General features: G+C 70.4%; 16 protein-coding genes and 1 tRNA gene. 8 read left to right on the forward strand and 9 right to left on the reverse strand.

Annotated features, from left to right (window positions below; translation table 11 throughout):
* Nucleotides 1–3: 3 nt before the first annotated feature.
* Nucleotides 4–579: a hypothetical protein gene (locus ACFUC1_RS01670; protein ID WP_379116163.1), complete on the reverse strand. Its 576-nt coding sequence runs from the start codon at nt 577–579 to the stop codon at nt 4–6.
* A gap of 314 nt (nt 580–893) precedes the next feature.
* Here ACFUC1_RS01670 and ACFUC1_RS01675 point away from each other — a divergent pair, with 314 nt between their 5' ends.
* Nucleotides 894–1727 (forward strand): SDR family NAD(P)-dependent oxidoreductase, encoded by an 834-nt coding sequence (locus ACFUC1_RS01675; RefSeq protein WP_379116164.1) that lies wholly within the window; start codon nt 894–896, stop codon nt 1725–1727.
* Nucleotides 1728–1756: 29 nt separating this feature from the next.
* Complete coding sequence (locus ACFUC1_RS01680; protein ID WP_379116165.1) at nt 1757–2785, forward strand: GAF domain-containing protein; 1029 nt, start codon at nt 1757–1759, stop codon at nt 2783–2785.
* Here ACFUC1_RS01680 and ACFUC1_RS01685 read toward each other — a convergent pair.
* From ACFUC1_RS01685 to ACFUC1_RS01705, 5 genes are all read right to left on the reverse strand, one after another.
* The gene (locus ACFUC1_RS01685; RefSeq protein WP_379116166.1) at nt 2736–3185 is read right to left on the reverse strand and encodes a helix-turn-helix transcriptional regulator; all 450 of its coding nucleotides are present in this window, start codon (nt 3183–3185) and stop codon (nt 2736–2738) included. The genes ACFUC1_RS01680 and ACFUC1_RS01685 overlap by 50 nt on opposite strands.
* The gene (locus ACFUC1_RS01690; protein ID WP_379116167.1) at nt 3182–7984 is read right to left on the reverse strand and encodes a DEAD/DEAH box helicase; all 4803 of its coding nucleotides are present in this window, start codon (nt 7982–7984) and stop codon (nt 3182–3184) included. The genes ACFUC1_RS01685 and ACFUC1_RS01690 overlap by 4 nt, the downstream gene beginning before the upstream one ends.
* A gap of 450 nt (nt 7985–8434) precedes the next feature.
* Nucleotides 8435–9691 carry a tyrosine-type recombinase/integrase gene (locus ACFUC1_RS01695; RefSeq protein ID WP_379116168.1) on the reverse strand — a complete coding sequence of 419 codons (1257 nt, stop codon included), beginning with the start codon at nt 9689–9691 and terminating at the stop codon, nt 8435–8437.
* On the reverse strand, nt 9672–10121 hold the full coding sequence (locus ACFUC1_RS01700; RefSeq protein WP_379116169.1) for a helix-turn-helix domain-containing protein: 450 nt from the start codon (nt 10119–10121) through the stop codon (nt 9672–9674). The genes ACFUC1_RS01695 and ACFUC1_RS01700 overlap by 20 nt, the downstream gene beginning before the upstream one ends.
* A 17-nt stretch (nt 10122–10138) precedes the next feature.
* A tRNA-Arg gene (locus ACFUC1_RS01705) sits at nt 10139–10211 on the reverse strand.
* Nucleotides 10212–10686: 475 nt separating this feature from the next.
* Between ACFUC1_RS01705 and ACFUC1_RS01710 the strand changes: the two genes are divergently transcribed.
* A complete protein-coding gene (locus ACFUC1_RS01710) occupies nt 10687–12531 on the forward strand; it encodes a phosphoenolpyruvate carboxykinase (GTP) (protein ID WP_379116171.1) in 1845 nt (614 codons plus the stop codon).
* A gap of 180 nt (nt 12532–12711) precedes the next feature.
* Complete coding sequence (locus ACFUC1_RS01715; RefSeq protein ID WP_379116172.1) at nt 12712–14178, forward strand: hypothetical protein; 1467 nt, start codon at nt 12712–12714, stop codon at nt 14176–14178.
* A 6-nt stretch (nt 14179–14184) separates the two neighbouring features.
* On the opposite strand, the gene ACFUC1_RS01720 is transcribed toward ACFUC1_RS01715, so the two are convergent.
* Entirely contained in the window at nt 14185–14337 is a 153-nt protein-coding gene (locus tag ACFUC1_RS01720; RefSeq protein ID WP_379116173.1) for a hypothetical protein, read from the reverse strand.
* A complete protein-coding gene (locus ACFUC1_RS01725) occupies nt 14334–14921 on the reverse strand; it encodes a hypothetical protein (RefSeq protein WP_379116174.1) in 588 nt (195 codons plus the stop codon). The genes ACFUC1_RS01720 and ACFUC1_RS01725 overlap by 4 nt, the downstream gene beginning before the upstream one ends.
* Nucleotides 14922–15088: 167 nt before the next feature.
* Between ACFUC1_RS01725 and ACFUC1_RS01730 the strand changes: the two genes are divergently transcribed.
* Complete coding sequence (locus ACFUC1_RS01730; protein ID WP_379116175.1) at nt 15089–15823, forward strand: response regulator transcription factor; 735 nt, start codon at nt 15089–15091, stop codon at nt 15821–15823.
* Complete coding sequence (locus ACFUC1_RS01735) at nt 15820–17286, forward strand: sensor histidine kinase (protein ID WP_379116176.1); 1467 nt, start codon at nt 15820–15822, stop codon at nt 17284–17286. Before ACFUC1_RS01730 ends, ACFUC1_RS01735 begins: the two co-directional genes overlap by 4 nt.
* Before the next feature lie 6 nt (nt 17287–17292).
* On the opposite strand, the gene ACFUC1_RS01740 is transcribed toward ACFUC1_RS01735, so the two are convergent.
* Nucleotides 17293–18135 (reverse strand): maleylpyruvate isomerase N-terminal domain-containing protein, encoded by an 843-nt coding sequence (locus ACFUC1_RS01740; protein ID WP_379116177.1) that lies wholly within the window; start codon nt 18133–18135, stop codon nt 17293–17295.
* 177 nt (nt 18136–18312) lie between these two features.
* Between ACFUC1_RS01740 and ACFUC1_RS01745 the strand changes: the two genes are divergently transcribed.
* Nucleotides 18313–20430 (forward strand): ArnT family glycosyltransferase, encoded by a 2118-nt coding sequence (locus ACFUC1_RS01745; RefSeq protein WP_379116178.1) that lies wholly within the window; start codon nt 18313–18315, stop codon nt 20428–20430.
* On the forward strand, nt 20430–21748 hold a 1319-nt coding region (locus ACFUC1_RS01750; protein WP_379116179.1), incomplete at its 3' end, for a glycosyltransferase. The genes ACFUC1_RS01745 and ACFUC1_RS01750, both read left to right, overlap by 1 nt.

Genomic DNA, 21748 nt, shown 5'->3' on the forward strand with positions numbered 1-21748 from the left:
TTCTCAGCATGGTTTCCCCTTGAGTGTGTCGACCGTGACGAAGAACCCCTGCGGCGCCTTCACCACGGTGTAGGTGTACTGCTGCCGATCTGGCCGACCAGTTCGCACGACTGACTTACCGGCCTTGTCCACCACGTTCACCCCACTGACATCGATGCACGATGTGACGGTGAAGGCCTTGCCGTCTTTTGTCGTTGCCCTCGACGACAACACCACCGATCGCCCAACCTGCTTCCAGCCCTTTGCTTGAAGGGTCCCCAGCTCGATCCGTGACTGATCGGCGGCCTGGGCGCGGGCGACGGTCGCGACGAGGTTGAGGCTCTTCTTCGGGTCGGCGGCCAGATCGTCGAGGACCTTCCAATAGCGGCCGATCGTCTCCTCGGCTGACTTGATGTCCTTCTCGGCGGGAGTCAGGGGCGTCGGCGTCGAGGTGGTGGTCGTCGGCGTGGAGGTGGTGGTGGTCGGCGAGTTCGTCACGGGCGGCTGCGGTTGGGGGTCGTCGTTGCAGGCGGAGATCAGAACTACGGCGGCCAGGCTCGTTGCAACGCGAAGGGCGCGGGTTCGGCTTCGGGTCGTCATCTGCTTCTCCTCGATCTCGTTGGGCTAAGGCTCGGATCAGTCCTGCGAGGGGACACTAGCTGCCCAACTTGATACGTAAAGACTAGTGCATATTTCTCGCCTGGGCACCTCGACGCGCGTCGAAGGCCACCCCAAGGGTGGATGCATGACGTTGTCTGCTCTGGTCAACCTGCTGTCCGTTGCACTTCTGTCCGTCCGCCGACGAGCGGCGTGGAGGATCGCGGATACGTTGCAGGGGACCAGGCCGATGGGTTCCTAGCGCTGACCCATCCCGAGAACAGAGAGTCCCGGGCGCAGTAAGGGAAGGATATTCGATGTTTCGTCTGGCATCCATCGGAGGCAAGTCAATGCATCCGCGGCGTGCGGTGGTGACCGGGGCCGGTGGAGGTATCGGTGCGGCGTTGGCGACGCAGCTCGCCGCCGCGGGGACAGCCTTGGTCCTGGTCGACAACAACCCCGACGCCCTAGCGCGGGTGGCGGGTCGCTGCCGCGACCTGCGCGTCCCTGTGAGCAGCTGGGATGTCGACGTCGCCGACCATGGTGCTGTCGTCGAAGCCGCCCGGCAGGTCGTCGGGGACGACGGCCCACCGGATGCGCTGTTCAACGTCGCCGGCCTGATCCATCATGGCCTGCTCGTCGACTCCGACTTCGCCGACATCCAGCGGGTCATCCAGGTCGATCTGCTCGGCACGATCTCCTGCTGTCAAGTCTTCCTCCCGGCGCTGGCCACGCATGCCAGGGCACGGATCGTCAACGTCTCCAGTGCGTTCGGGCTGGTGGGCGTGGCTGGGTACAGCGCGTACAACGCAGCGAAGTTCGCCGTCAGAGGGTTCACGGAGGCGCTGCAACAGGAGACCCCCGCCAACGTGACGGTGAGCTGCGCGATCCCCGGTGGGGTGAGAACCGACGTCATGCGCAACGGGCTCTACGCAACACCAGCCGACCGAGCAGGCATCGTGGAGCGATTTGACGACGTCATAGCGCGTACCTCCCCCGATGCCGCAGCCGAAGCGATTCTCCGGGGCTCTCGCCTAGGTCGTCGTCGGATCATCGTGGGCGCCGACGCCCAGGTTGCGGACGCGTTGTCCCGGATCGCCGGCAGCCGGTACCAGGTGCTGACCCGCCGACTTGGCGCGAGGCGCACCTAGACTCAAGAGGGTTCATGAAGGGGGATGGCATGTCCAACCACTGGCTCCTGATCGAGACCTTCGGAGGGGAGCACCCTCCAAGCATCATCGGGGTCGGGTCGACCCCGAAGCGCATGGTCCCGCTGCGCTCGATCCTGGGTCGGGGTCGATCGCTTCGAGCTGTCGAGGAGATCGTCACCGAGGTGACGGCAAGCGGCACGGCCCGGGAGCTCGTGACCCACGAGGGGCGCAGGCACGTCCTGGGCTACCCGCTGCATTCCTACCGGGGGGACGTGCATGGCGTGTGGGTATGGAGTGGTCGCATCGGGGAAACGCCCCCAGGACGCGGCCCCGCCGGCGCCTGGCATTTCAACCTCAGCACCGACACCATTGGCGGCAGCGACGACCTGCTCGACCTGTACGGGGTGGCGCCCGAGGATCGCCAGACCGAACGCGCCACCGCGGAGGCATTTACCCGGCTGGTCCCCAACACCGACGACGCCGCAGCGCTGGCATTGATGATTCGCTCCCGGCCCGGCGACGAGCACCAGGCGGTCTGGGCCATCCGCCGCGACGACGGGCAGATGCGCGCCGGGCACCTCTCCTGCCGCGCGGTCGAGGAGCGGCGCGACGGCCATGTCGATGTGGTTCTGCGTGGCATCACCCATGACATCGGGCCAGCTGACACTACTCCGGCCGCCCCTCCCCCAGTCGTGCTCGAGCAGCGCGTGCTGGAGAGCGAGGCCCGCCCCGGCGAACACAGGGCACTGTTCAACCTCAGGACGATGAGAATCCTGCGATGGATAGACGACCCGCTCCCGGACCTGCACTGGACCTTGGACCCCGCGCACCCTGACTCCAGGTGGATCCACCCTGACGACCAGCAGTTCGCTGAACAGCTGTCCGCCTCACTCCGCACAGGACGCACCAACGGTCAATTGCGGCTCGCGGCCGAGGGCGGGGGCTGGCTCACTGTCGACGTGCTGGCGAACATCGTGCTCCTCGACCAGCACACCACGGCCGGCCTGTTCACTCTCCGCCGCGCCGCGCAGCCGATAGAGCCGCCCTCACCTCACTGACGGTGACGTTCAGCGTCTCGGCCAACGTCTCCAATGCGCCTTGTGAGGGCAGCCTTTCGATGTGGCCCGATTCCCACCGGGCGTACGTCGGGACGGACACATGCGTCCGCTCCGCGACCTGCCGGGCGCTGAGACCAGCCAGAACGCGTAGGCGCCGCAGGTCTGCCCCACTTTCAGACGGGATCAGGAGAGTTTGGACGTCAACCTCAAGAACCTCCGCAATCCGGTGTAGCGCCTCTGGACGCGGCTCCGAGGCGCCTCGCTCCCAACGCGAGACCCTCTCCCCTCCGGCCACGCCAATCAAGCGGGCAAGTCCGTGCTGTGTAATGCCCGCCGCCTCCCGGGCCACGCGCAACGCCGTTGGGTCAACAAGAGGCTGGCCGGGCGTTGCGCCACTCATCGCGCGTTGCGGATGAGGCCGAGCGGAGGCAGGGCGTCGACGACCTTCATCGTCTCCACGCTCACCGTGACGATCCGCGCGAGCAGGTCGAGGATGTAGCGCGGATCGCCGACCTCGCGCGACCAGTCGTTCGGGTCGTTGACGATGCCCGAGGCCTTGTCGGTCCTGACGTGGTAGCGGTCGATGATCCACTCGATGGCCGACCGCGACCCGAGCTGATAGCGATACGCGTCTTCCGGTATGCCGCGCAGCGTCACGTTCGCGTTGTAGACGATCGTGGTCCGGTCCCGCTTCTCGCCGGCCGCCTTCTGGTCGGCCGTGGGCTTGCCGAACACCATCTTCTGGGCCCCGGCGGCGTAGAAGTCGTACGGGTCGCGCCCCTCGGGCGGCCGTGTGTCGAGCCCGTCCAGCGGGTACGGCTCCACGCTCTCGTAGCCCAGGTGCAGCGCGGACATCCGTCGTCCCGCCTCGACGAACGGCCACGGGTCGGTGACCAGCGGGATGCGCGGGAGCAGCTTCTTCAGGTCGGCCGCGTACGTCTCGCGGTAGTCCGGGGAGTGCAGCAGCCCGTAGACGTAGAAGAAGATGTCGTCCTTGGTGACCAATTCGCCATATGCCGCGTGGAAGCGTCCCTGCGCCTCGTCCGTGACGTTGTCGATCCGACGGTACCCGTCGACCACCTCGCCGTCATCGGCAGCGTCGAAGGCCAGCAGCCCGTAGTCGGGATCGACCTTCTCGTACCGCCACCGCGCAAAGAACTGCCCGCTGCTGCTGCCCCAGAAGGCAAGATCAGTCGGAACGCCACTCGCGAGCAGAGCGAAGGGTCTGTCAGATCCAACCGCCGTCAGGTAGAAGCCGAGGTTGGCAGTTGCGTTCGTAGGAAAGCACCGCGGTAGCAGACCCGGGCGATGCACCCATCGAAGGTCTGCGTACAAATGTGTCTTCTCGAATGGCCGGTACATGACCACCGGGCCAGTTTCGGCAACCAACGCGATGCTCTCACCGCGTGTAAGTCGGGCTTCGAGTGAAGACGACCATTTGATTTCACTGGGGTCGTTCGAGCGGACGCCTCTAGTGGCCGCGGTGTAGGCAGCGACCGCTCGGGCCATGGACCGCCTCAGCGCATCCCGGCTCGCGTTGTAAGCCCATGCATCGCGATTCGTCTGAATCCCCGGCGCGAAGACACCGAATGCGTCCTTCAGGCTCATGAACGAACCAAAGTCGTCGCGGCGTTGGTTGAGCCAGTCGCCGTGGGCGTTGGGGGTCAGGTGGGTGACATCTCTGAGTCCCGACACTCGTTCCGCATCGGCGACCTTGGCGAGCTTCTCCTCGCGGGAGAGGTATTCGCCGATGTCGGTGTAGTGGATCCGTGCCGGCCCGGCGTGCCCGGCGTCCTTGATGAGGATGGTGATGGCCACGGTGGCGCGTGAGCCGCCGCCGAAGACCTTGCCGCCTTCTTTGCGGGACTGCTCGCCGGCGGTGCGCTGGTTGCCGCGCAGGTTGAGGACGTGGATGTCGCTGAACTCCTCGGCGAGGGTCAGGCGCATGCCGTCGGCGGTGTTGGAGTCGAGCCAGCCGCCGTTGGTGACGAACGCGATCACGCCGCGCTCGGCGATCCGCAATGATGCCCACTTGATGGCGCGGATGTAGGAGTCGTAGAGCGAGTTCTTGTTCGTGGCGGTCGATTTAGCGGCATAGGTCTCGCGGATGGCCCGGTCGAGGTCGTCGTACTTCTCGTTGGCGTTGTTGTCGTTCGCCGAGTCCTGGCCCGAGGAGTAGGGCGGGTTGCCGACGATGACCTGGATGTCGAGTGCCTTGAGCTTCTCGAGCCGCTCGTTGTTCTGCACGAAGACGGTCGTGTCGAGCCGGTCGCCCGCCTCCCAGGACTGGAACGTGTCGGTGAGGATCAGCCCGGGGAACGGCTCGTAGTCGGCCGACTCGCCGAGGCTGCCGCGCAGGTCCTGGTAGGTCGTCTCGATGTTCACGGCGGCGATGTAGTAGGCGAGCAGCAGGATCTCGTTGGCGTGCAGCTCGTGGGCGTACTTGCGGGCCAGGTCCTGCGGCTCGATCAGGCCGAGCTGAAGCAGCCGCGTGATGAACGTCCCCGTGCCGGTGAACCCGTCCAGCACGTGCACGCCCTCGTCGGTCAGACCTTGACCGAAGTGCTGACGCAGTACCTCGTCGGCCGAGCGCAGGATGAAGTCGACGATCTCTACCGGCGTGTAGACGATGCCGAGCTTGTCCACGGTCTTCTTGAACGCGGTCGCGAAGAACGTGTCGTAGAGCTGCACGACGAGCTTCTGCCGACCCTCGGCGGAGTCCACGCCGGTGACCCGCATCCGCACCGAGTCGTAGAACTTCTCCAGCGAGTGGTTCTCGTCGTCGAGCCGGTGCTCGTCGAGAACGCCGAGCATCCGCTCCATCGTCTGCGCGACCGGGTTGTGCGCGGCGAAGTCGTACCCGCCGAAGAGTGCGTCGAATACGGGCCGGGTGATGAGGTGCTGGGCAAGCATGTCGATCGCGTCGGAGCGGGTGATGCCGTCGTTGAGGTTGCCGCGCAGCCCGTCGAGGAACCGGTCGAACTCGGCGGTGACCTTGGGGTCGCCGCCGTCGAGCAGGGCGGTGATGCGGGTGATGTGCCGCTGCGCGATGTCGGCGATGTCCTTGGCCCAGTCCTCCCAGTACGTGCGGGAGCCGACCTTGGCGACGACCTTGGCGTAGATCGCCTCGCGCCACTCGTCGAGCCAGGTCAGCCCGAGCGTGCCCTGCGTCGCGGCCACGTCACCGGTACGGTCCCGGTCCCCGCGGCGGTCGTCGGGGCCGGGGACACCGATGACGTTGACCTTGTCGTCGCGCTTCTTCACCAGCTCGATCCGGTTGACCATGGCGTTGAACCGCTCGTCGTGCGCCCGCAGCGCCTGCAGCACCTCCCACACCGCGGCATACCGCTTGTTGTCACGCAACGCCTGCTCGGGGGTGAGTCCGGCCGGGATGCCGATGGGCAGGATGATGTAGCCGTACTGCTTGCCCGGCGCCTTGCGCATCACCCGGCCGACCGACTGGACGATGTCGACGACGGACTTGCGTGGCGACAGGAACATCACCGCATCCAGCGCCGGGACGTCGACGCCCTCAGACAGGCACCGGGCGTTGGTCAGGATGCGGCACGTGCCGTCTGGGACGTCGGCGCGCAGCCAGTCGAGCCGGGTGTTGCGCTCCAGCGCGTTGAAGGTGCCGTCCACGTGCTGGATCTCGCAAGTGAGCACCGGCTCACCGGCGGCGTCCTCGAGGTCGTGCGCCGCGGCATACTGCTGCACCGTCTGGCCGAACAGTGACTCGATGTGCTTGGAGTCCTTGATGGTGCCCGCGAATGCAACGGCACGGCGCATCGGGGCGGGGTCGCCGGCGAAGGAGTGCTCGGCGTCGCCGCGCTTGGCAAGCCCGTTCCAGCAACCGACGATCTTGGCGGCGTCGTCGAGGCGCAGCTCGTTGCCCTCGTCGGCAAGCTGGAGCTGGAACGTGCGGGACACGCTGGTCTCGTCCACTGCGAGAACGAGCACCTTGTAGTCGGTGAGCAGGTCGCGGGACACGGCCTCGCCGAACCCGAGCCGGTGTAGCTCGGGCCCGAAGATGGCTTCGTCGTCCATCGATGCGAGCACCGCGTTGGCTTCGCCAGCCTTCGCCTTGGAGGAGTCGTCGTAGATGCGCGGCGTGGCCGTCATGTAGAGCCGGTTGGTGCCGCGCAGGTAGCTGTCGTCGTGGACTCGCACGAAGGCCGACTCGTCCTCGCCGGCCAAGGTGGTGCCGGTCGTGCGGTGTGCCTCGTCGCAGATGACCAGGTCGAACGGCGCGAGCCCGCCCTGCCGCTGTGCCTGGGCAACCACGTCGATCGACTGGTAGGTCGCGAAGACCACCGTCATCGAGTCGGTCTCGCCCAGCGCCTGGGTGAGACGGGACTCCAGCACGGCGACGTTGGTCGTCGACGGGAGCGCGAGGTCGACCGCCGAGATGTCCTCGTTGACCGCCTTGGAGCGCGCCGTGGCCTTGCGATCCGAGCACACCGCGATCGGCGCGAGCGGCACCTCCGCCTCGGTCGACCACTCGCGCAGCGTCTGGGACAGCAGGCTGATCGACGGCACGAGGAACAGCACGCTGCCGCCGGCGCCGACCAGCTGCTCGGCGAGGCGAAGCGAGGTGAACGTCTTGCCCGTGCCGCACGCCATGATGAGCTTGCCGCGGTCATGGTTGGCCAGGCCCGCCAGCACCGCCTCGACGGCTTCCTGCTGATGGGGACGCAGCTTCTTCTTGTCGGTGACCGGCAGCACCTGTGGGGTGGTCCAGTCGAAGGCGTCCCAGTCGACGACCGACGCCTCCAGGTCGGCCAGCCCGATCCGGCGCACCGGGACCTGCTGGCCCTGGATCGCGTCCTCGGCGTGGGCATTCCACCGGTCTGTGGTCGAGACGATGATCCGCTGCGCGAACCCCTCCTTGCCCGACGCCGACAGGAACGAGTCGATGTCGGCCTTGCCGATCGTCGAGCCCGGTGCGTAGAACTTGCACTGGATCGCGACGTTGCCGCCGGTGAGCCGATCGACAGCGACCAGGTCGATGCCCGTGTCGTGCTTGCCGTCCCGCCCCGGCCACTCCTGCCACAGCCAGACGTCGCTGAACTGCTCCGCATAGACCGGGTCGGTCCGCAGGAACTCGGCGATCAGCTGCTCCAACTTGCTGCCCTTGTCGGCCTCCGAGGTGGACTGCCCCCGCAGCTCGTCCAGGACTTCGTAGATCGACGCTGACATGCCCCGCATCTTGCCCGAAAGGGTTGTGGGAGGGGCGACCCTCCCCCAATATCGGCGCGCTTTGCCGACCGGATGTGCGCTACCGGCCCCACTGGTGGGCGCGTGACCCCTCTCGGGGGCTACCTGACGGATCGCCTCAGGTCACGGACCGTCGCGATCATGCTCCCCGTGCAGGTGGTGGCGCCATGGAAGTGCGTAGCCCTCTGGCGTCCTGCCGTCGATCCGCACCAGCAGACGCACGTGTGACCGAACAACGGAGGGTTCGCACGCACGACGGTCACGTTCGCGACACCCGTGCTCATCACCGCGCGGACGTAGTCGAGCAATGGGCTGGGCACCCAGCCAAGGCGGGTCGCTTCGACCCTCGGCCCACGGCGCCGGCCGGCGGCGTGGCCCGACGGCCGATCGCAGGCGTCCGTCCTAGAGACCATGCCCTCGCTCCGGTTGGGGTTACCGGCCTGGCTGGCCCTCCCAGAGCAGGGCACCCATGCGGCTTGCTGCGCGCCGACGGAGCTCGTCGACGGCGTGCGTGTACCGCTGGGCAGTCGCCATCTCGGTCCAGCCCATGATGGACATGACAGTGCGGAGGTCCACGTCCTGCAGCAGGAGGAGGGTTGCGGCGGTGTGGCGGGCGTCGTGGAGCCGCACGTCTCGCACTCCGGCTGCGGCGACTAGGCGGTTCCATTCGGCGTTGTCGCGCGCGGGATCGATCAGGCCCCCGGTGGGGCCGGGGAAGACGAGGTCGTGCGTGGCGTCCCAGTCGGATCCGCACGCAAGACGTCGTCTGCCGACGCCGGCTCGGTGTGCACGCAGCTCATCGATGAGGGGCTGCGGGAGCACGATGGTCCGCTTGGAGGACCGAGTCTTCGGCTCGACCAGCAGGAGTCCTCCGCTGTGCCGTTGCTCGCATTCGGCGCCGCGGGTGTGACCGCAGGTCGGCTGGCCGGCGACCGTCGGGCAGCCGTGGAGCCAGGTGTGGCGTTGCACGGATCGGCGGACGCGCAGCACGCCGTCGCTGAGGTCGATGTCGCTCCAGAACAGGCCTAGCGCCTCGCCCTGACGGAGGCCGAGGGACAGGGCGATTGACCAGCGGGCCGGATGGTCGCTGGTTTGGGCGACCTCGAGGACGCGGCGGCACTCCTCGACGGTCAGCGGCTCGACCTCGACGTTCTCGGCTCGGGGTGGCCGGGCAACCAGGAGGGGGTTGGTGGTGAGCCTGCGCCGGCGAACCGCTTCGTTGAAGGAGGAGCGAAGGACGCGGTGAACGGCGCGGATCACGTGGGTCGAGTGGCCGTCGGCCTGCATGCGTCGGTAGTGCTCTTCGAAGTGCTCGGGGCGCAGCTCCGTCAGTCGCCATGCCCCCAATGCGGGGATCACGTGCAAGCGCATCTGGCTGCGGTAGGTCGACAACGTCTTCCATCGGGCGGTCATCGGCAGGACCGCGTCCAGCCAGTGGTCAAGCCATTGGGCGAGGGTGATGTCATCGTTCGTCCAGAGCTGGCGCCCGGTGTCGCGGTGGCGTTCGAGCTCGCGGACGGCTGTCCGCACCTCGGCCTTGGTGCGTCGCTGAACGTGCTTGCGCTGCGGCCTGCCATCCGGAAGGCGACCTACCGTGACGCGGGCATGCCACGAGCCGTCCGCTCCGCGATAGATCGTCGGGCTCGTCTGCTCGGGTGGCCGGCGGGGCCTACCCATCGCGGGCGTCACGCATGGTGGCGACGAATCGCTCCAGCTCGCGCCTCTCGACACGTACGGAACGGCCGAGGTGGACCACGCGGAGGCGGCTTCGGGCGACGTGGCGTTCGACGCTGCGCCGGGCACAGCGCAGGTGTCGGGCGGCCTCGTCCAGGGTGAGCAGCAGCGTGTCGGCAGCGGCCGGTGTGGGTGTCGTGGTGTCGGTAAGGGTCTCCATGACACCCCAATGCCCAGCCCGCCGGCCCTGGGGGACAGCACTGGCGAAGTCGCGACCGGAGCATCCCCCGATGTCGCCGCGGCCAGGCCCAGACGACGGGCCGCCTCCACGGCCGACCTGATGCCGACCGGGGTCCGTGAATAGTTTTTGAGCCGATTTGTGAGCCGAAGCCCGGCCCGCGATCCGACGGCAAGGGCCGCCTCTGACGGTGTTTGCGCAGGTCATCCCGCGTGTCCGATCCGCGCGCCCGAAGGGATTCGAACCCCTAACCTTCTGATCCGTAGTCAGATGCTCTATCCGTTGAGCTACGGGCGCAGATGTCGCCCCGGCGGATCCTGGTGTCCGTGCGCGGAGCAACGACGGGAAAGACTACCGGCTCCCCCGCCCGGCACGAAATCGGGATCCCGGACGCCGTCGACACGGCTCAGGCACGCACGGCGGGGGGACGCCCGCGGACACCCGTCGGGGGTGCCGGCACGCGGCACACCGAGCGGGTGCGCGAGCCGGCCCGAGCTCACCCTGCCGTGACGAATCTGCACGAACGACAGGCGAATTCGGCTCGGTTCTTGCAAGCACTGCAAGAACCTGTCAGCAGTTCGAGCGCTACCCGTCGGTTGTGAGGCTTTTCACGAGCACTGCCGTGCATCTGCGGTACCGGGCCCCTCCGCGGACGGCGTACCTTGGCCGGATCAGCAGCGTTCACCATGTGGACACCACCGGGTGTCGCGTGGACGCACCACCGCACGAACCGCGGCGAGGGATCTGCGGGACGAAAGGGACGGCCGATCACATGACGACCGAGGCGACTCAGACCGACCAGCGCGCAGGGGGGACGACGCACGCCAGGCTGCAGGCGTGGGTCGACGAGGTGGCCGCGCTGACCACCCCCGACTCCATCGAGTGGGTCACCGGCTCCGACGCCGAGTGGACCCGCCTCACCGACAAGCTCGTCGAGGCCGGCACCTTCGTGCGCCTCGACGAGTCGAAGAAGCCCAACAGCTTCTACGCCGCGTCCGACCCGATCGACGTCGCCCGGGTCGAGGACCGCACGTTCATCTGCTCCCGCGAGGAGAAGGACTCCGGGCCCACCAACAACTGGATGGACCCCGAGAAGATGAAGGACCTCATGCGGGGCCTGTACAAGGGCTGCATGAAGGGCCGGACGATGTACGTCATCCCGTTCGTCATGGGCCACCTCAACGCCGAGAACCCGATGTTCGGCGTCGAGATCACCGACTCCGAGTACGTCGTGGTGTCGATGCGGGTCATGGCCCGCTGCGGCGTGAACGTCCTGCGCCGGATCGAGGAGCTGGGCGAGGACGCGCGCTACGTCCCGGCGCTGCACTCCCTCGGCGCCCCGCTCGAGCCCGGCCAGGCCGACGTGCCGTGGCCGTGCAACGACGAGAAGTACATCGTCCAGTTCCCCGAGGAGCGGATGATCTGGTCCTACGGCTCCGGCTACGGCGGCAACGCGCTGCTGGGCAAGAAGTGCTACTCGCTGCGCATCGCCTCGGTCATGGCGCGCGACGAGGGCTGGCTCGCCGAGCACATGCTCATCCTCAAGCTCATCTCCCCCGAGCAGCAGGTCTACTACGTCGCGGCCGCGTTCCCCTCCGCCTGCGGCAAGACGAACCTGGCGATGCTCGCCCCGACCATCCCCGGCTGGAAGGTCGAGACGCTGGGCGACGACATCGCCTGGATGCGCTTCGGCGAGGACGGCCGGCTGTATGCCGTGAACCCCGAGTTCGGGTTCTTCGGCGTCGCCCCGGGCACCAACGAGCACACCAACCCCAACGCGATGAAGACCATCAACAAGGGCAACTCGGTGTTCACCAACGTCGCGCTGACCGACGACGGCGACGTGTGGTGGGAGGGCCTGGAGAACACCCCGGCCCACGCCACGAGCTGGAAGAAGCAGGACTGGACCCCCCAGGACGGAGCTGACGGAGTCCTTTCCAGCCACCCGAACAGCCGGTACTGCACCCCGATCGAGCAGTGCGACATCCTCGCCGAGGAGTACTACGACCCCAAGGGTGTGCCGATCTCGGCAATCTTCTTCGGCGGCCGCCGCAAGACGACCGTCCCGCTGGTGACCGAGTCCCGCGACTGGGTGCACGGCACGTTCATGGGCGCCACGCTCTCCTCGGAGACCACCGCCGCCGCGACCGGCCAGGTCGGTGTCGTGCGCCGCGACCCGATGGCGATGCTGCCGTTCATCGGCTACAACGCCGGTGACTACTTCCAGCACTGGATCAACCTGGGCAAGGACGCCGACGCGACCAAGCTGCCGAAGATCTTCTACGTCAACTGGTTCCGCCGCGACGACGAGGGCAACTTCCTGTGGCCAGGGTTCGGCGAGAACAGCCGGGTGCTCAAGTGGGCGATCGAGCGGATCGAGGGCAAGGCCGCAGCGGTCGAGACCCCGATCGGCCACGTCCCCACGCCGGAGTCGCTCGACACCGACGGCCTGGACATGACCGATGCCGAGCTCGAGCAGGCGCTCGCGGTCGACGCGGAGGAGTGGAAGGCCGAGATCCCGCAGATCGAGGAGTGGTTCGCCAAGTTCGGCGAGACCCTGCCGACCCAGCTGCGGGTGGAGCTCGACGGCCTCAAGGCCCGTCTCGGAGTGGAGTGACGACGACGGCGTGAGGACCCGACCGAGCGCCACCGAGGGAGGCCCGGAGCACCGAGGAGTCGCGACCGAAGGAATCGAGTAGGCCCGAGGGCACGACGTGACCTGAGCGCCCGAGGGGCCCGGAACCGAGACGGTTCCGGGCCCTTCGGCGTTTCCGGCGGCACCCGGCATACTCGCGCCATGGCTTCCAGCGGCGTGGTGTTCCCCGAGGTCGACGGCCGACGCAGCACCTCGGCGCTGGGACGCGGCGTCGTCGCGGACGCGCTGCGCGAGGTCGACCCGGTCGGGGCGGCGGCCGCCGAGCGGGAGACGAACTGGCGGCAGGACTACCTGACCCACTTCCGCCGCCTGGTCGAGGCCGGGCTGCTGCGCGACGGCGAGGCCGCCGTGGACATCGCGCGCGCCGGGCTGGACTCGCTGCACGGACGCATGCGCGCGACCGGTCCGGGGGGTGAGGTGCCGCTCGACGCGGTCTTCGAGCAGCCGGTCGACGTCCCGTTCGAGACCGCGACGGTGCGCGGCACCCAGCGCCCCGCGCGCGAGCTCACCCTGCCGCTGCACGGCCGGCGCCTGGGCGGGGACGAGCTGCGCCGCCAGCTCGACGACTGGCTGTGGCGCGGGATCATGGAGCCGTCGGCCACCGAGGCCGTGCACGAGGTGCTCGCCAACCCGGACTGGCTCGACCTGTCGGACCTGCGCCTGGTGGTCCTCGGCGCGGGCGCGGAGATGGGCCCGCTGCGCAGCGTCCTGTCGTGGGGCGGCGAGGTGGTGGCGGTCGACCTCCCGCGGCCGGACCTGTGGCGGCGGGTGCTCGACGTCGCCGGCGACTCTGCCGGCACCCTCCACCTGCCCGTGCCCGGCGGCACGGTGTGGTCCGGCGGCGACCTGCACGAGCACGCCGGCGCGGACCTGCTGCACTCCCTGCCCGCGGTCGCGCAGTGGCTGCGTGGGGTCGAGGGACGCCTGGTGCTCGGCAACTACGTGTATGCCGACGGGGCGACGAACGTGCGCGTGTCGACCGCCGTCGACGCGCTGACGCAGGAGCTGGTCCGGCACCGCCCCGACAGCGCCCTGGCCTTCCTCGCCACCCCCACCGACGTGTTCGCGGTGCCGGGCGACGCCGTCGAGCACTCGACCCGTGCCTACCGCGAGCCCTCGCGCGGGATGCGGCTCGTGCGGCCCGCCGTGCGGGCGGTGAGCGCCGGGCGGCTGCTGCGCCGCAACTACGCCCCGGGGTCGGACCCGGGGATCAACGACAGCTTCATCCCCCAGCAGGGGCCCAACTACGCGCTGGCCAAGCGGCTGCAGCGGTGGCGCGCGACGACGGCGCGGCGCGACGGGCTCACGGTGTCGCTCAACGTCGCACCACCGACCCGCACCCGGTCGGTGGTCAAGAACAGGGCGCTCGCCAGCGCGTACGCCGGGGCGCACCGGTTCGGCATCGAGGTGTTCGAGCCCGCGACGAGCAACACGCTCATGGCCGCGCTCCTCGTGCACGACCTGCGCACCGCCCCGACGCCGCTGCAGGCGCCGTGGCGGGAGGAGGCCCGGGGCGCGGTGCACGGCGGGCTGTGGCGCACGCCGTACGACCCGCGCAGCGCACTCGGCCTGGCGGTCGTGCTGGGCCTCGGCGGCGCCCGCGGCTGAGCCGGGCTACCGCCGCTGCGACGACAGCGGTCGCACCGCGCCGCAGACCGGGAACGTGCTGAGGTCCTTGGCGCGGGGCGTCCCGCCGGGGACGATGCGGTGCGCCACGCGACCGTGGTGCCCGCGCAGCAGCGCCACACGGGCGAGCAGGGCGGTCACGACGTCCTCGCCGAGGCGCCCTGGTCGTCGTCGCCCGGGGCCCCGGGGAAGCCCTGCTGCGTGCCGGTGCCCTGCTGGCCGAACCCACCCTGCCCCTGCTGGCTCAGGCCGCCCTGGCCGGTGCCGGTCCCCTGCTGGCCCAAGCCGCCCTGCCCCTGCTGGCCGAACCCGCCCTGCCCCTGCTGGCCCAAGCCGCCCTGACCCTGCTGGCCGAACCCGCCCTGACCCTGCTGGCCGAAGCCGCCGCGGCCGCCGGGCCCGAACTGGCCGCCCGGGACGCCGCGACCGTCCTGGACCGAGCTGCCCGCCGGGAGCATGGCCGCGGCGGCCACCCCGCCCATCGAGGAGATCCCGATCGCGAGCGCGGCGGCGATGGCCGTCTTGCGGCCCGACCACGTGGGCGGGTTGAGGGCCGGGGCCGTGGTGGCGCCGGCCGCGGCGGGCGCCTCGGCAGGTGCCTCGGCAGGCGCCTCGACGGGCGGCGCCGCGGGCGCGGCAGCGGGCTCGCCGGCATACGGCATGGCGCGAGTGGTGGCCCACGGCACCGGGACGGTGTCGTCGGGGGCCGGCGTGCGCTGGGTCATCGGTGCCTCCACGAGGTAGTCGGTCGTGGGACCGAGAGTCGGGCGCGGTGCTGTGGCAGGGCTGTGCCGGGGGTGTCGGCGTCCTGAGTCCTCGGCACAGAGGGCTCACAGGATCCGCACAGGCTCCGCCGCGCGGCCTCACATGGTTCGGGTGTTTCCTAGAGGCCATGAACATGCAGCAGCAGACGAACCCGCGCCTCCAGCGCCTGGACGGCTCACCGGTGCGGGTCCTCGTCGTCGACGACGAGAGCAACCTCACCGAGCTGCTCTCGATGGCGCTGCGGTACGAGGGGTGGGAGGTGCGCACCGCCGCCAACGGCCAGCAGGCCGTGCGGGTCGCGCGCGAGTTCCAGCCCGACGCCGTCGCCCTCGACATGATGCTGCCCGACTTCGACGGCCTCGAGGTGCTGCGTCGCATGCGCGGGGACAACGCCAACATCCCCGTCCTGTTCCTCACGGCCAAGGACGCCGTCGAGGACCGGGTCGCCGGCCTGACCGCGGGTGGCGACGACTACGTCACCAAGCCCTTCAGCCTCGAGGAGGTCGTCGCCCGGCTGCGCGCCCTCATGCGCCGCACCGCCGTCGTCGCGGACGAGTCGTCCTCGATGCTCGTCGTCGGCGACCTGACCATGGACGAGGACAGCCACGAGGTCACCCGCGCCGGCGAGCAGGTCCAGCTGACCGCCACCGAGTTCGAGCTGCTGCGCTACCTCATGCGCAACCCCAAGCGGGTGCTGTCCAAGGCGCAGATCCTCGACCGCGTCTGGAACTACGACTTCGGCGGCCAGGCGAACGTCGTCGAGCTCTACATCTCCTACCTGCGCAAGAAGATCGACGCCGGTCGTGAGCCCATGATCCACACCATGCGCGGCGTCGGGTACGTCCTCAAGCCCACGTCATGAGCCCCGCTGCTGCCGTGGGCTCGGCCCGCGCGCGGATCCGCCCCTCCACCTGGTCGCTCGGCACCAAGCTCGTCGCCACGGTCGTCGGCCTGTTCCTCGTCGTCACGCTGGCAACGTCGTCGCTGACGGTGCTGCTCCTGCGCGGCTACCTCGAGAACCGGCTCGACCAGGACCTGCGCACCAGCGTGGTCCGGCTCGGCGGCGGCCCCAACGACGGGGACGGCGACAACCGCGGCCGACCCCCGGCGGCACCCGGCGGCGGCGGCCGCTTCCTCACGCTCATCATGTCCGGCGGCACGGTCGTCGGGAACAGGGTCGTCACCGGCACCTCCGACTACGGCACCCTCACCGACGCCCAGGTGCGCCAGGTCGACAGCGCGGGCATCGGCCCCGCCCCGCAGACCCTCGACGTCAAGGGCCTCGGCGAGTACCGCCTCATCTCCCGCCAGACCCCGACCGGCGCCGTCGTCATCACCGGCTTGCCGCTGTCCAGCGTCACCGAGACCGTCAACCAGGTCGTCACGCTCGTCGCTGCCGGCACGATCATCGGCTTCGTCCTCGTCAGCACCGGCGGCCTGTGGCTCGTGCGGCGCAACCTCGCCCCGCTGCAGCGGGTCGCCCACACCGCGACCAGCGTCTCGCGGCTCAAGCTCGACTCCGGAGACGTCGCCCTCGCCCAGCGGGTGCCGGACGCCGACACCGACCCGCGGACGGAGGTCGGCCAGGTCGGGCTCGCCCTCAACAGCATGCTCGACAACGTCGAGGGCGCACTCCAGGCGCGGCACGAGAGCGAGCAGCGGGTGCGTCAGTTCGTCGCCGACGCCTCGCACGAGCTGCGGACCCCCCTCGCGTCCATCCGTGGGTATGCCGAGCTGTCCCGCCGCGAGCGCGAGCCGGTTCCGGCGTCGGTGAGCCACGCGCTCTCCCGCGTGGAGTCCGAGGCGCTGCGGATGCAGGGACTCGTCGAGGACCTGCTGCTGCTGGCCCGCCTCGACGCCGGACGACCGCTCGAGCGCAAGCCGGTGGACCTCACCCTGCTGGCGATGGATGCCGTGAGCGACGCGCACGCCGCCGCCCCCGACCACCGCTGGGAGCTCGACCTGCCCGACGAGCCGGTCGAGGTCAGCGGCGACCAGGCTCGCCTGCACCAGGTCGTGGCGAACCTGCTCGCCAACGCGAGGACCCACACGCCGGCCGGCACCAAGGTCGTGACCTCCGTGCAGCCCGACGACTCGTGGGTGCGGATCAGCGTCGCCGACGACGGGCCGGGCATCCCGGAGTCCCTGCAGCGGAACGTGTTCCAGCGCTTCACCCGCGGCGACGACTCCCGCAACCGCGCGGCCGGCTCGACCGGCCTCGGCCTGTCGATCGTCGCCGCCGTGGCGAAGTCGCACGGCGGTCGGGTCGAGCTCGCCAGCCGACCCGGCGAGACCCGGTTCTCGGTCCTCCTGCCGGTCGGCTGACCCGGGTTACTCGGGCACCCAGGCGATCAGCTGGTCGAACACCTCGACGTCGCCGTCGATCGGCATCTCCTCCACGCTCCGGCGGCCGTACATGAAGAGGACGACGTCGGAGGCGCCTGCACGGGCCGAGACGTCCGCGGGCTCCTCGGGCCCACCCTGCCCGGCTGGTGCGGCCAGTCGCTCGGCGCGGGCGCCGTCGCCGGACAGGTGGAGGCGCCACGCCCGACCCTCGGTCACGACGTAGTCGAGGGTCGCCGGGTCGTGCGGCCAGGGGCTGGTCGTCGCGTTGCAGGTCGCGAGGAACTCCTCGACCCCGTCGAGCGCCACCTCGGTGGGCAGCGACGCCGTGCCGTGGACGGTGAGCTCGGCGTCGTACGTGTGGACCGCGACCTCCTGGAGCTGGTGGCGGGCCACCGCCTCGCACGTGCTCGGGGACTGCGAGTCGCCCCACCAGGTCCAGCACCCGCGGTGGGGGCCTGCCTCGGCGAGGGCGTCGAGCAGGAGCCGGGTCGACTCCACCAGCCACTCCCCGAGCGCTCCGCGGTCGCGCGGGGGCGGAGTGGGGTCGGCGGGAGCCGTCTTGCCCGTCGCCCCGGGTCCGGCTGCGACCGTCGCGGCCCAGGCCCTCCGTCCCGTGCCGATGTGGTGCGCGAGGTCGAGCAGCGTCCACTCCGGGCAGGTGGGCACCTGGGCGCCCAGGTCCGGCGCTGCCTCGACTGCGGCGCGGAAGGCGGCGGACCGCTCGTCGACCAGCCGCAGCAGGTCGTCGAAGTCGAGGTCCCTGGACGAGAGGTCCGGCGACGGAAGGTCCGTGGGGGCGAGGTCGCTGGAGGGGAGGTCGCTACGCACCGGTGCTGTCTACCAGCCCGGCACCCCTGCGGCCCAGCGAATTTCGGACGTGGGCACTCGCCCCGGCACTCGCCCGGCACCTGCCCGGGCACGCGTCCCGGTCCGGTCCGGGCACTCATCCGGGCACCTCAGGGATGCCACAGCAGGGCCACAGTGCCGGCCCCGACGGTGTCACCCATGGACACCATGACCCTCCACCGCACCGCAGACGCGGGAGCCCCTTCCGTGCCGCCGCCCACGACAGCCCGGGCCGGCGCGCCCGGGACGCCCTCGAGGATCCGCCGCCTGTGGCAGGGTCCCCAGGCCGACCCGACCTGGGCCCGGCCGGCGCTGCTCGGCCTGCTCCTGGCCACAGCGCTGCTCTACCTCTACGGCCTGACCGCTAACGGCTGGGCGAACTCGTTCTACTCGGCGGCCGTCCAGGCGGGCAGCGAGAGCTGGAAGGCGTTCTTCTACGGCTCGTCCGACGCCGGCAACTCGATCACGGTCGACAAGCCGCCGGCCGCGCTGTGGGTGATGGCCCTGTCCGTGCGGCTGCTGGGCCTCAGCTCGTTCAGCATCCTGCTGCCCGAGGTCCTCATGGGCGTGGCCACCGTCGGCATCGTGTATGCCACGGTCAAGCGCTACTGGGGCGCGGCGGCGGGGCTGCTGTCCGGCACCGTGATGGCCCTGACGCCCGTGGCCGTCCTGATGTTCCGGTTCAACAACCCCGACGCGCTCCTCGTGCTGCTCATGGCGCTCGGCGCCTGGGCGACGCTGCGGTCGATCGAGCGCGGCTCGGCGCGGTGGTTCGTGCTCGTCGGCGTCCTCATCGGCCTGGGCTTCCTGACCAAGGCGCTGCAGGTGCTGCTCGTCGTCCCGGCCTTCGGCCTGGCATACGTGCTCTTCGCGGACACCACGCTGCGGCGTCGCATCACCGGGGCGCTCGCCGGGACCGCCGCCATGGTGCTGTCGGCCGGCTGGTGGGTCGCGATCGTCGAGCTGGTCCCGGCCAGCATGCGGCCGTACATCGGCGGCTCGCAGGACAACTCGTTCCTGTCGGTCACCTTCGGGTACAACGGCCTGGGCCGGATCAGCGGCAACGAGACCGGCTCGGTCGGCGGCGGCAACGGCTGGGGTGCCACCGGCATCACCAGGATGTTCTCCAGCGCCATCGGCGGCCAGATCTCCTGGCTCATCCCCTCCGCACTCGTCCTGCTCGGCGTCGGCCTGTGGCTGCGCGGGCGGGCCCCGCGCACGGACCTGCGCCGCGCTGCCTACGTCGTGTGGGGCGGCTGGCTGCTCGTGACGATGCTGACCTTCTCGTTCATGGCGGGCATCTTCCACGAGTACTACACGGTGGCCCTCGCCCCCGCCGTCGCCGCCCTCGTCGGCATGGGTGCGGCCGAGGCCTGGGAGCACCGGCGCCGACCGGTCGGGTCGGTGGCCCTCGCCGTCGCCACTGCTGGCGCAGCCACCTGGTCCTTCATCCTCCTCTCGCGTACCGACTGGTCCAGCGTGCTGCGGGTCGGCGTCCTGGCCCTCGGCCTGGCGAGCGCGTTCCTGCTCCTCGCGATCACCCAGCTGCACCGCCGGGCGGTTCCGCTGGTCGTGGCCGGGGCGACCGTGGCGGCGCTCGCCGGCCCCGCCGCATACAGCATCGACACCGTGCGCACGGCGCACACCGGCTCCATCGTGACCGCCGGCCCGAACACCGGTCGGGGCGGACCCGGCGGCGGTGGCCCCGGCGGCAACGGCGGCCCGCCCCAGAGCCTCGGCGCCGCGAGGGGCACCCGGGGCGGCACCGCCCAGGGCGGCACGACGCAGGGCGGCACGATGCAGGGAACCGTTCCCGGCGGCACCACGGGCGGCACGACCGGTCAGGCGCGTGGTGGCATGGGCGGCCTGCTGGATGCCACGACGCCGTCGACCGAGGTGGTGGCGGCACTCTCGGCGAACGCCTCGTCCTACCGGTGGGTGGCGGCGGCCATCGGGTCGCAGAACGCGGCGGGGCTCCAGCTCGGCACCGGCCTGCCCGTCATGGCCATCGGCGGCTTCAACGGCAGCGACCCCTCGCCGACGCTCGCCCAGTTCCAGCAGTACGTCGCCTCCGGGCAGGTGCACTACTTCCTGGCCAACAGCGGCATGGGCGGTGGGCCCGGCGGCGGGGGCGGCTCCGGCACCGGGTCGCAGATCTCGCAGTGGGTGGAGGCCAACTACACGCAGGTGACCATCGGCGGGCAGACCTTCTACGACCTGACCCAGCCGCTGTCGTCCACCGGCGCCACGGCCTCGACCACCACCCAGGCCTCGTGATGAGCGGCTCGGTGCCGGCGGCGCCCGTCCTCGACGTGGTCGTCCCGGTCCACAACGAGCAGCACACGGTCGGCGCCTGCGTGCGGCGGCTCCATGCGCACCTCGTGCAGACCTTCCCCTACCCGTTCCGGGTCACGGTGGCGGACAACGCCAGCGCCGACGGCACCGTCGCCGTGGCCCGGGGGCTCGCCGCCGAGCTGCCGGGCGTCGCGGTCGTCGAGCTCGAGCAGAAGGGGCGTGGCCGGGCGCTCAAGGAGGTGTGGCTGGCCTCGGACGCGCCGATCCTGGCGTACATGGACGTCGACCTGTCGACCGACCTCGACGCCCTGTGGCCGCTGGTCGCACCGCTGATGTCGGGGCACTCGGACCTGGCCATCGGCTCGCGGCTGGCGCGGGGGGCCAGGGTGGTCCGCGGCCTCAAGCGCGAGGTGGTCTCGCGCTGCTACAACCTGGTGCTGAGGGGCACGCTCGGCGCACGCTTCTCCGACGCGCAGTGCGGGTTCAAGGCGATCCGCGCCGACGTCGCGGCAGAGCTGCTGCCGATGGTGCAGGACCCGACGTGGTTCTTCGACACCGAGCTGCTCGTGCTCGCGGAACGGTCCGGCCTGCGGATCCACGAGGTCCCCGTCGACTGGTACGACGACCCGGACTCGCGCGTCGACGTCGTGGCCACGGCGCTGGACGACCTGCGGGGCGTGCGGCGCGTGCGACGCGACCTGCGCCGGGGTGCCCTCCCCGTCGCCGACGTGGCCCGGCGGATCGGCCGGTTCCCGGTGGGCCGCGCGTGGCAGCAGGCACGCCGGTTCGCGGCCGTCGGGGTGCTGTGCACCGTCCTGCACCTCGGCCTGTTCGCGGCGCTGGTGCGCCCGACCGGCTCCGCGCAGGCGGCCAACCTGGTGGCGCTGCTCCTCGCGACCCTCGTCAACACCGGTCTCAACCGGCGCTGGACGTTCGGCGTGCAGGGCCCCGGCCGGGTTCGGCACCAGGCCCAGGGGCTCGTGGTGTTCGGCCTCACCTGGGCGATGACGGCCGGGGCGCTGGGGTTGCTGCACCTCCTCGACGCCCGGCCGTCCACCGCCGTCGTCACGGTGGTGCTCGGCGCGGCGACCGCGCTGTCGACGCTGGTGCGGTTCGTCGCGATGCGGTCGTGGATGTTCCGCGCCGCGCGGCCGGCTCGGGCTGACGACACGAACCACGCCGTCGACACCGGGGACGCCGGCCGGGTCGCCCAACCGGCCTGGCGCAGACCGGTGAGCTCGAGGTGGTCCACGGCGAACGTCGCGGCGACCGCCAGCCCCCAGCCCGCCGCGTACAGGGC

Source organism: Pedococcus sp. NPDC057267 (genome assembly GCF_042668795.1).
GTDB lineage: Bacteria > Actinomycetota > Actinomycetes > Actinomycetales > Dermatophilaceae > Pedococcus.

Bases quoted from the DNA above. Each gene is read 5' to 3' on its own strand.
- ACFUC1_RS01670 (WP_379116163.1), bottom strand. From the start codon at position 579: ATGACGACCCGAAGCCGAACCCGCGCCCTTCGCGTTGCAACGAGCCTG.
- ACFUC1_RS01690 (WP_379116167.1), bottom strand. From the start codon at position 7,984: ATGTCAGCGTCGATCTACGAAGTCCTGGACGAGCTGCGGGGGCAGTCC.
- ACFUC1_RS01725 (WP_379116174.1), bottom strand. From the start codon at position 14,921: ATGACCCAGCGCACGCCGGCCCCCGACGACACCGTCCCGGTGCCGTGG.
- ACFUC1_RS01710 (WP_379116171.1), top strand. From the start codon at position 10,687: ATGACGACCGAGGCGACTCAGACCGACCAGCGCGCAGGGGGGACGACG.
- ACFUC1_RS01700 (WP_379116169.1), bottom strand. From the start codon at position 10,121: ATGACCTGCGCAAACACCGTCAGAGGCGGCCCTTGCCGTCGGATCGCG.
- ACFUC1_RS01680 (WP_379116165.1), top strand. From the start codon at position 1,757: ATGTCCAACCACTGGCTCCTGATCGAGACCTTCGGAGGGGAGCACCCT.
- ACFUC1_RS01685 (WP_379116166.1), bottom strand. From the start codon at position 3,185: ATGAGTGGCGCAACGCCCGGCCAGCCTCTTGTTGACCCAACGGCGTTG.
- ACFUC1_RS01675 (WP_379116164.1), top strand. From the start codon at position 894: ATGTTTCGTCTGGCATCCATCGGAGGCAAGTCAATGCATCCGCGGCGT.
- ACFUC1_RS01735 (WP_379116176.1), top strand. From the start codon at position 15,820: ATGAGCCCCGCTGCTGCCGTGGGCTCGGCCCGCGCGCGGATCCGCCCC.
- ACFUC1_RS01745 (WP_379116178.1), top strand. From the start codon at position 18,313: ATGGACACCATGACCCTCCACCGCACCGCAGACGCGGGAGCCCCTTCC.
- ACFUC1_RS01730 (WP_379116175.1), top strand. From the start codon at position 15,089: ATGAACATGCAGCAGCAGACGAACCCGCGCCTCCAGCGCCTGGACGGC.
- ACFUC1_RS01715 (WP_379116172.1), top strand. From the start codon at position 12,712: ATGGCTTCCAGCGGCGTGGTGTTCCCCGAGGTCGACGGCCGACGCAGC.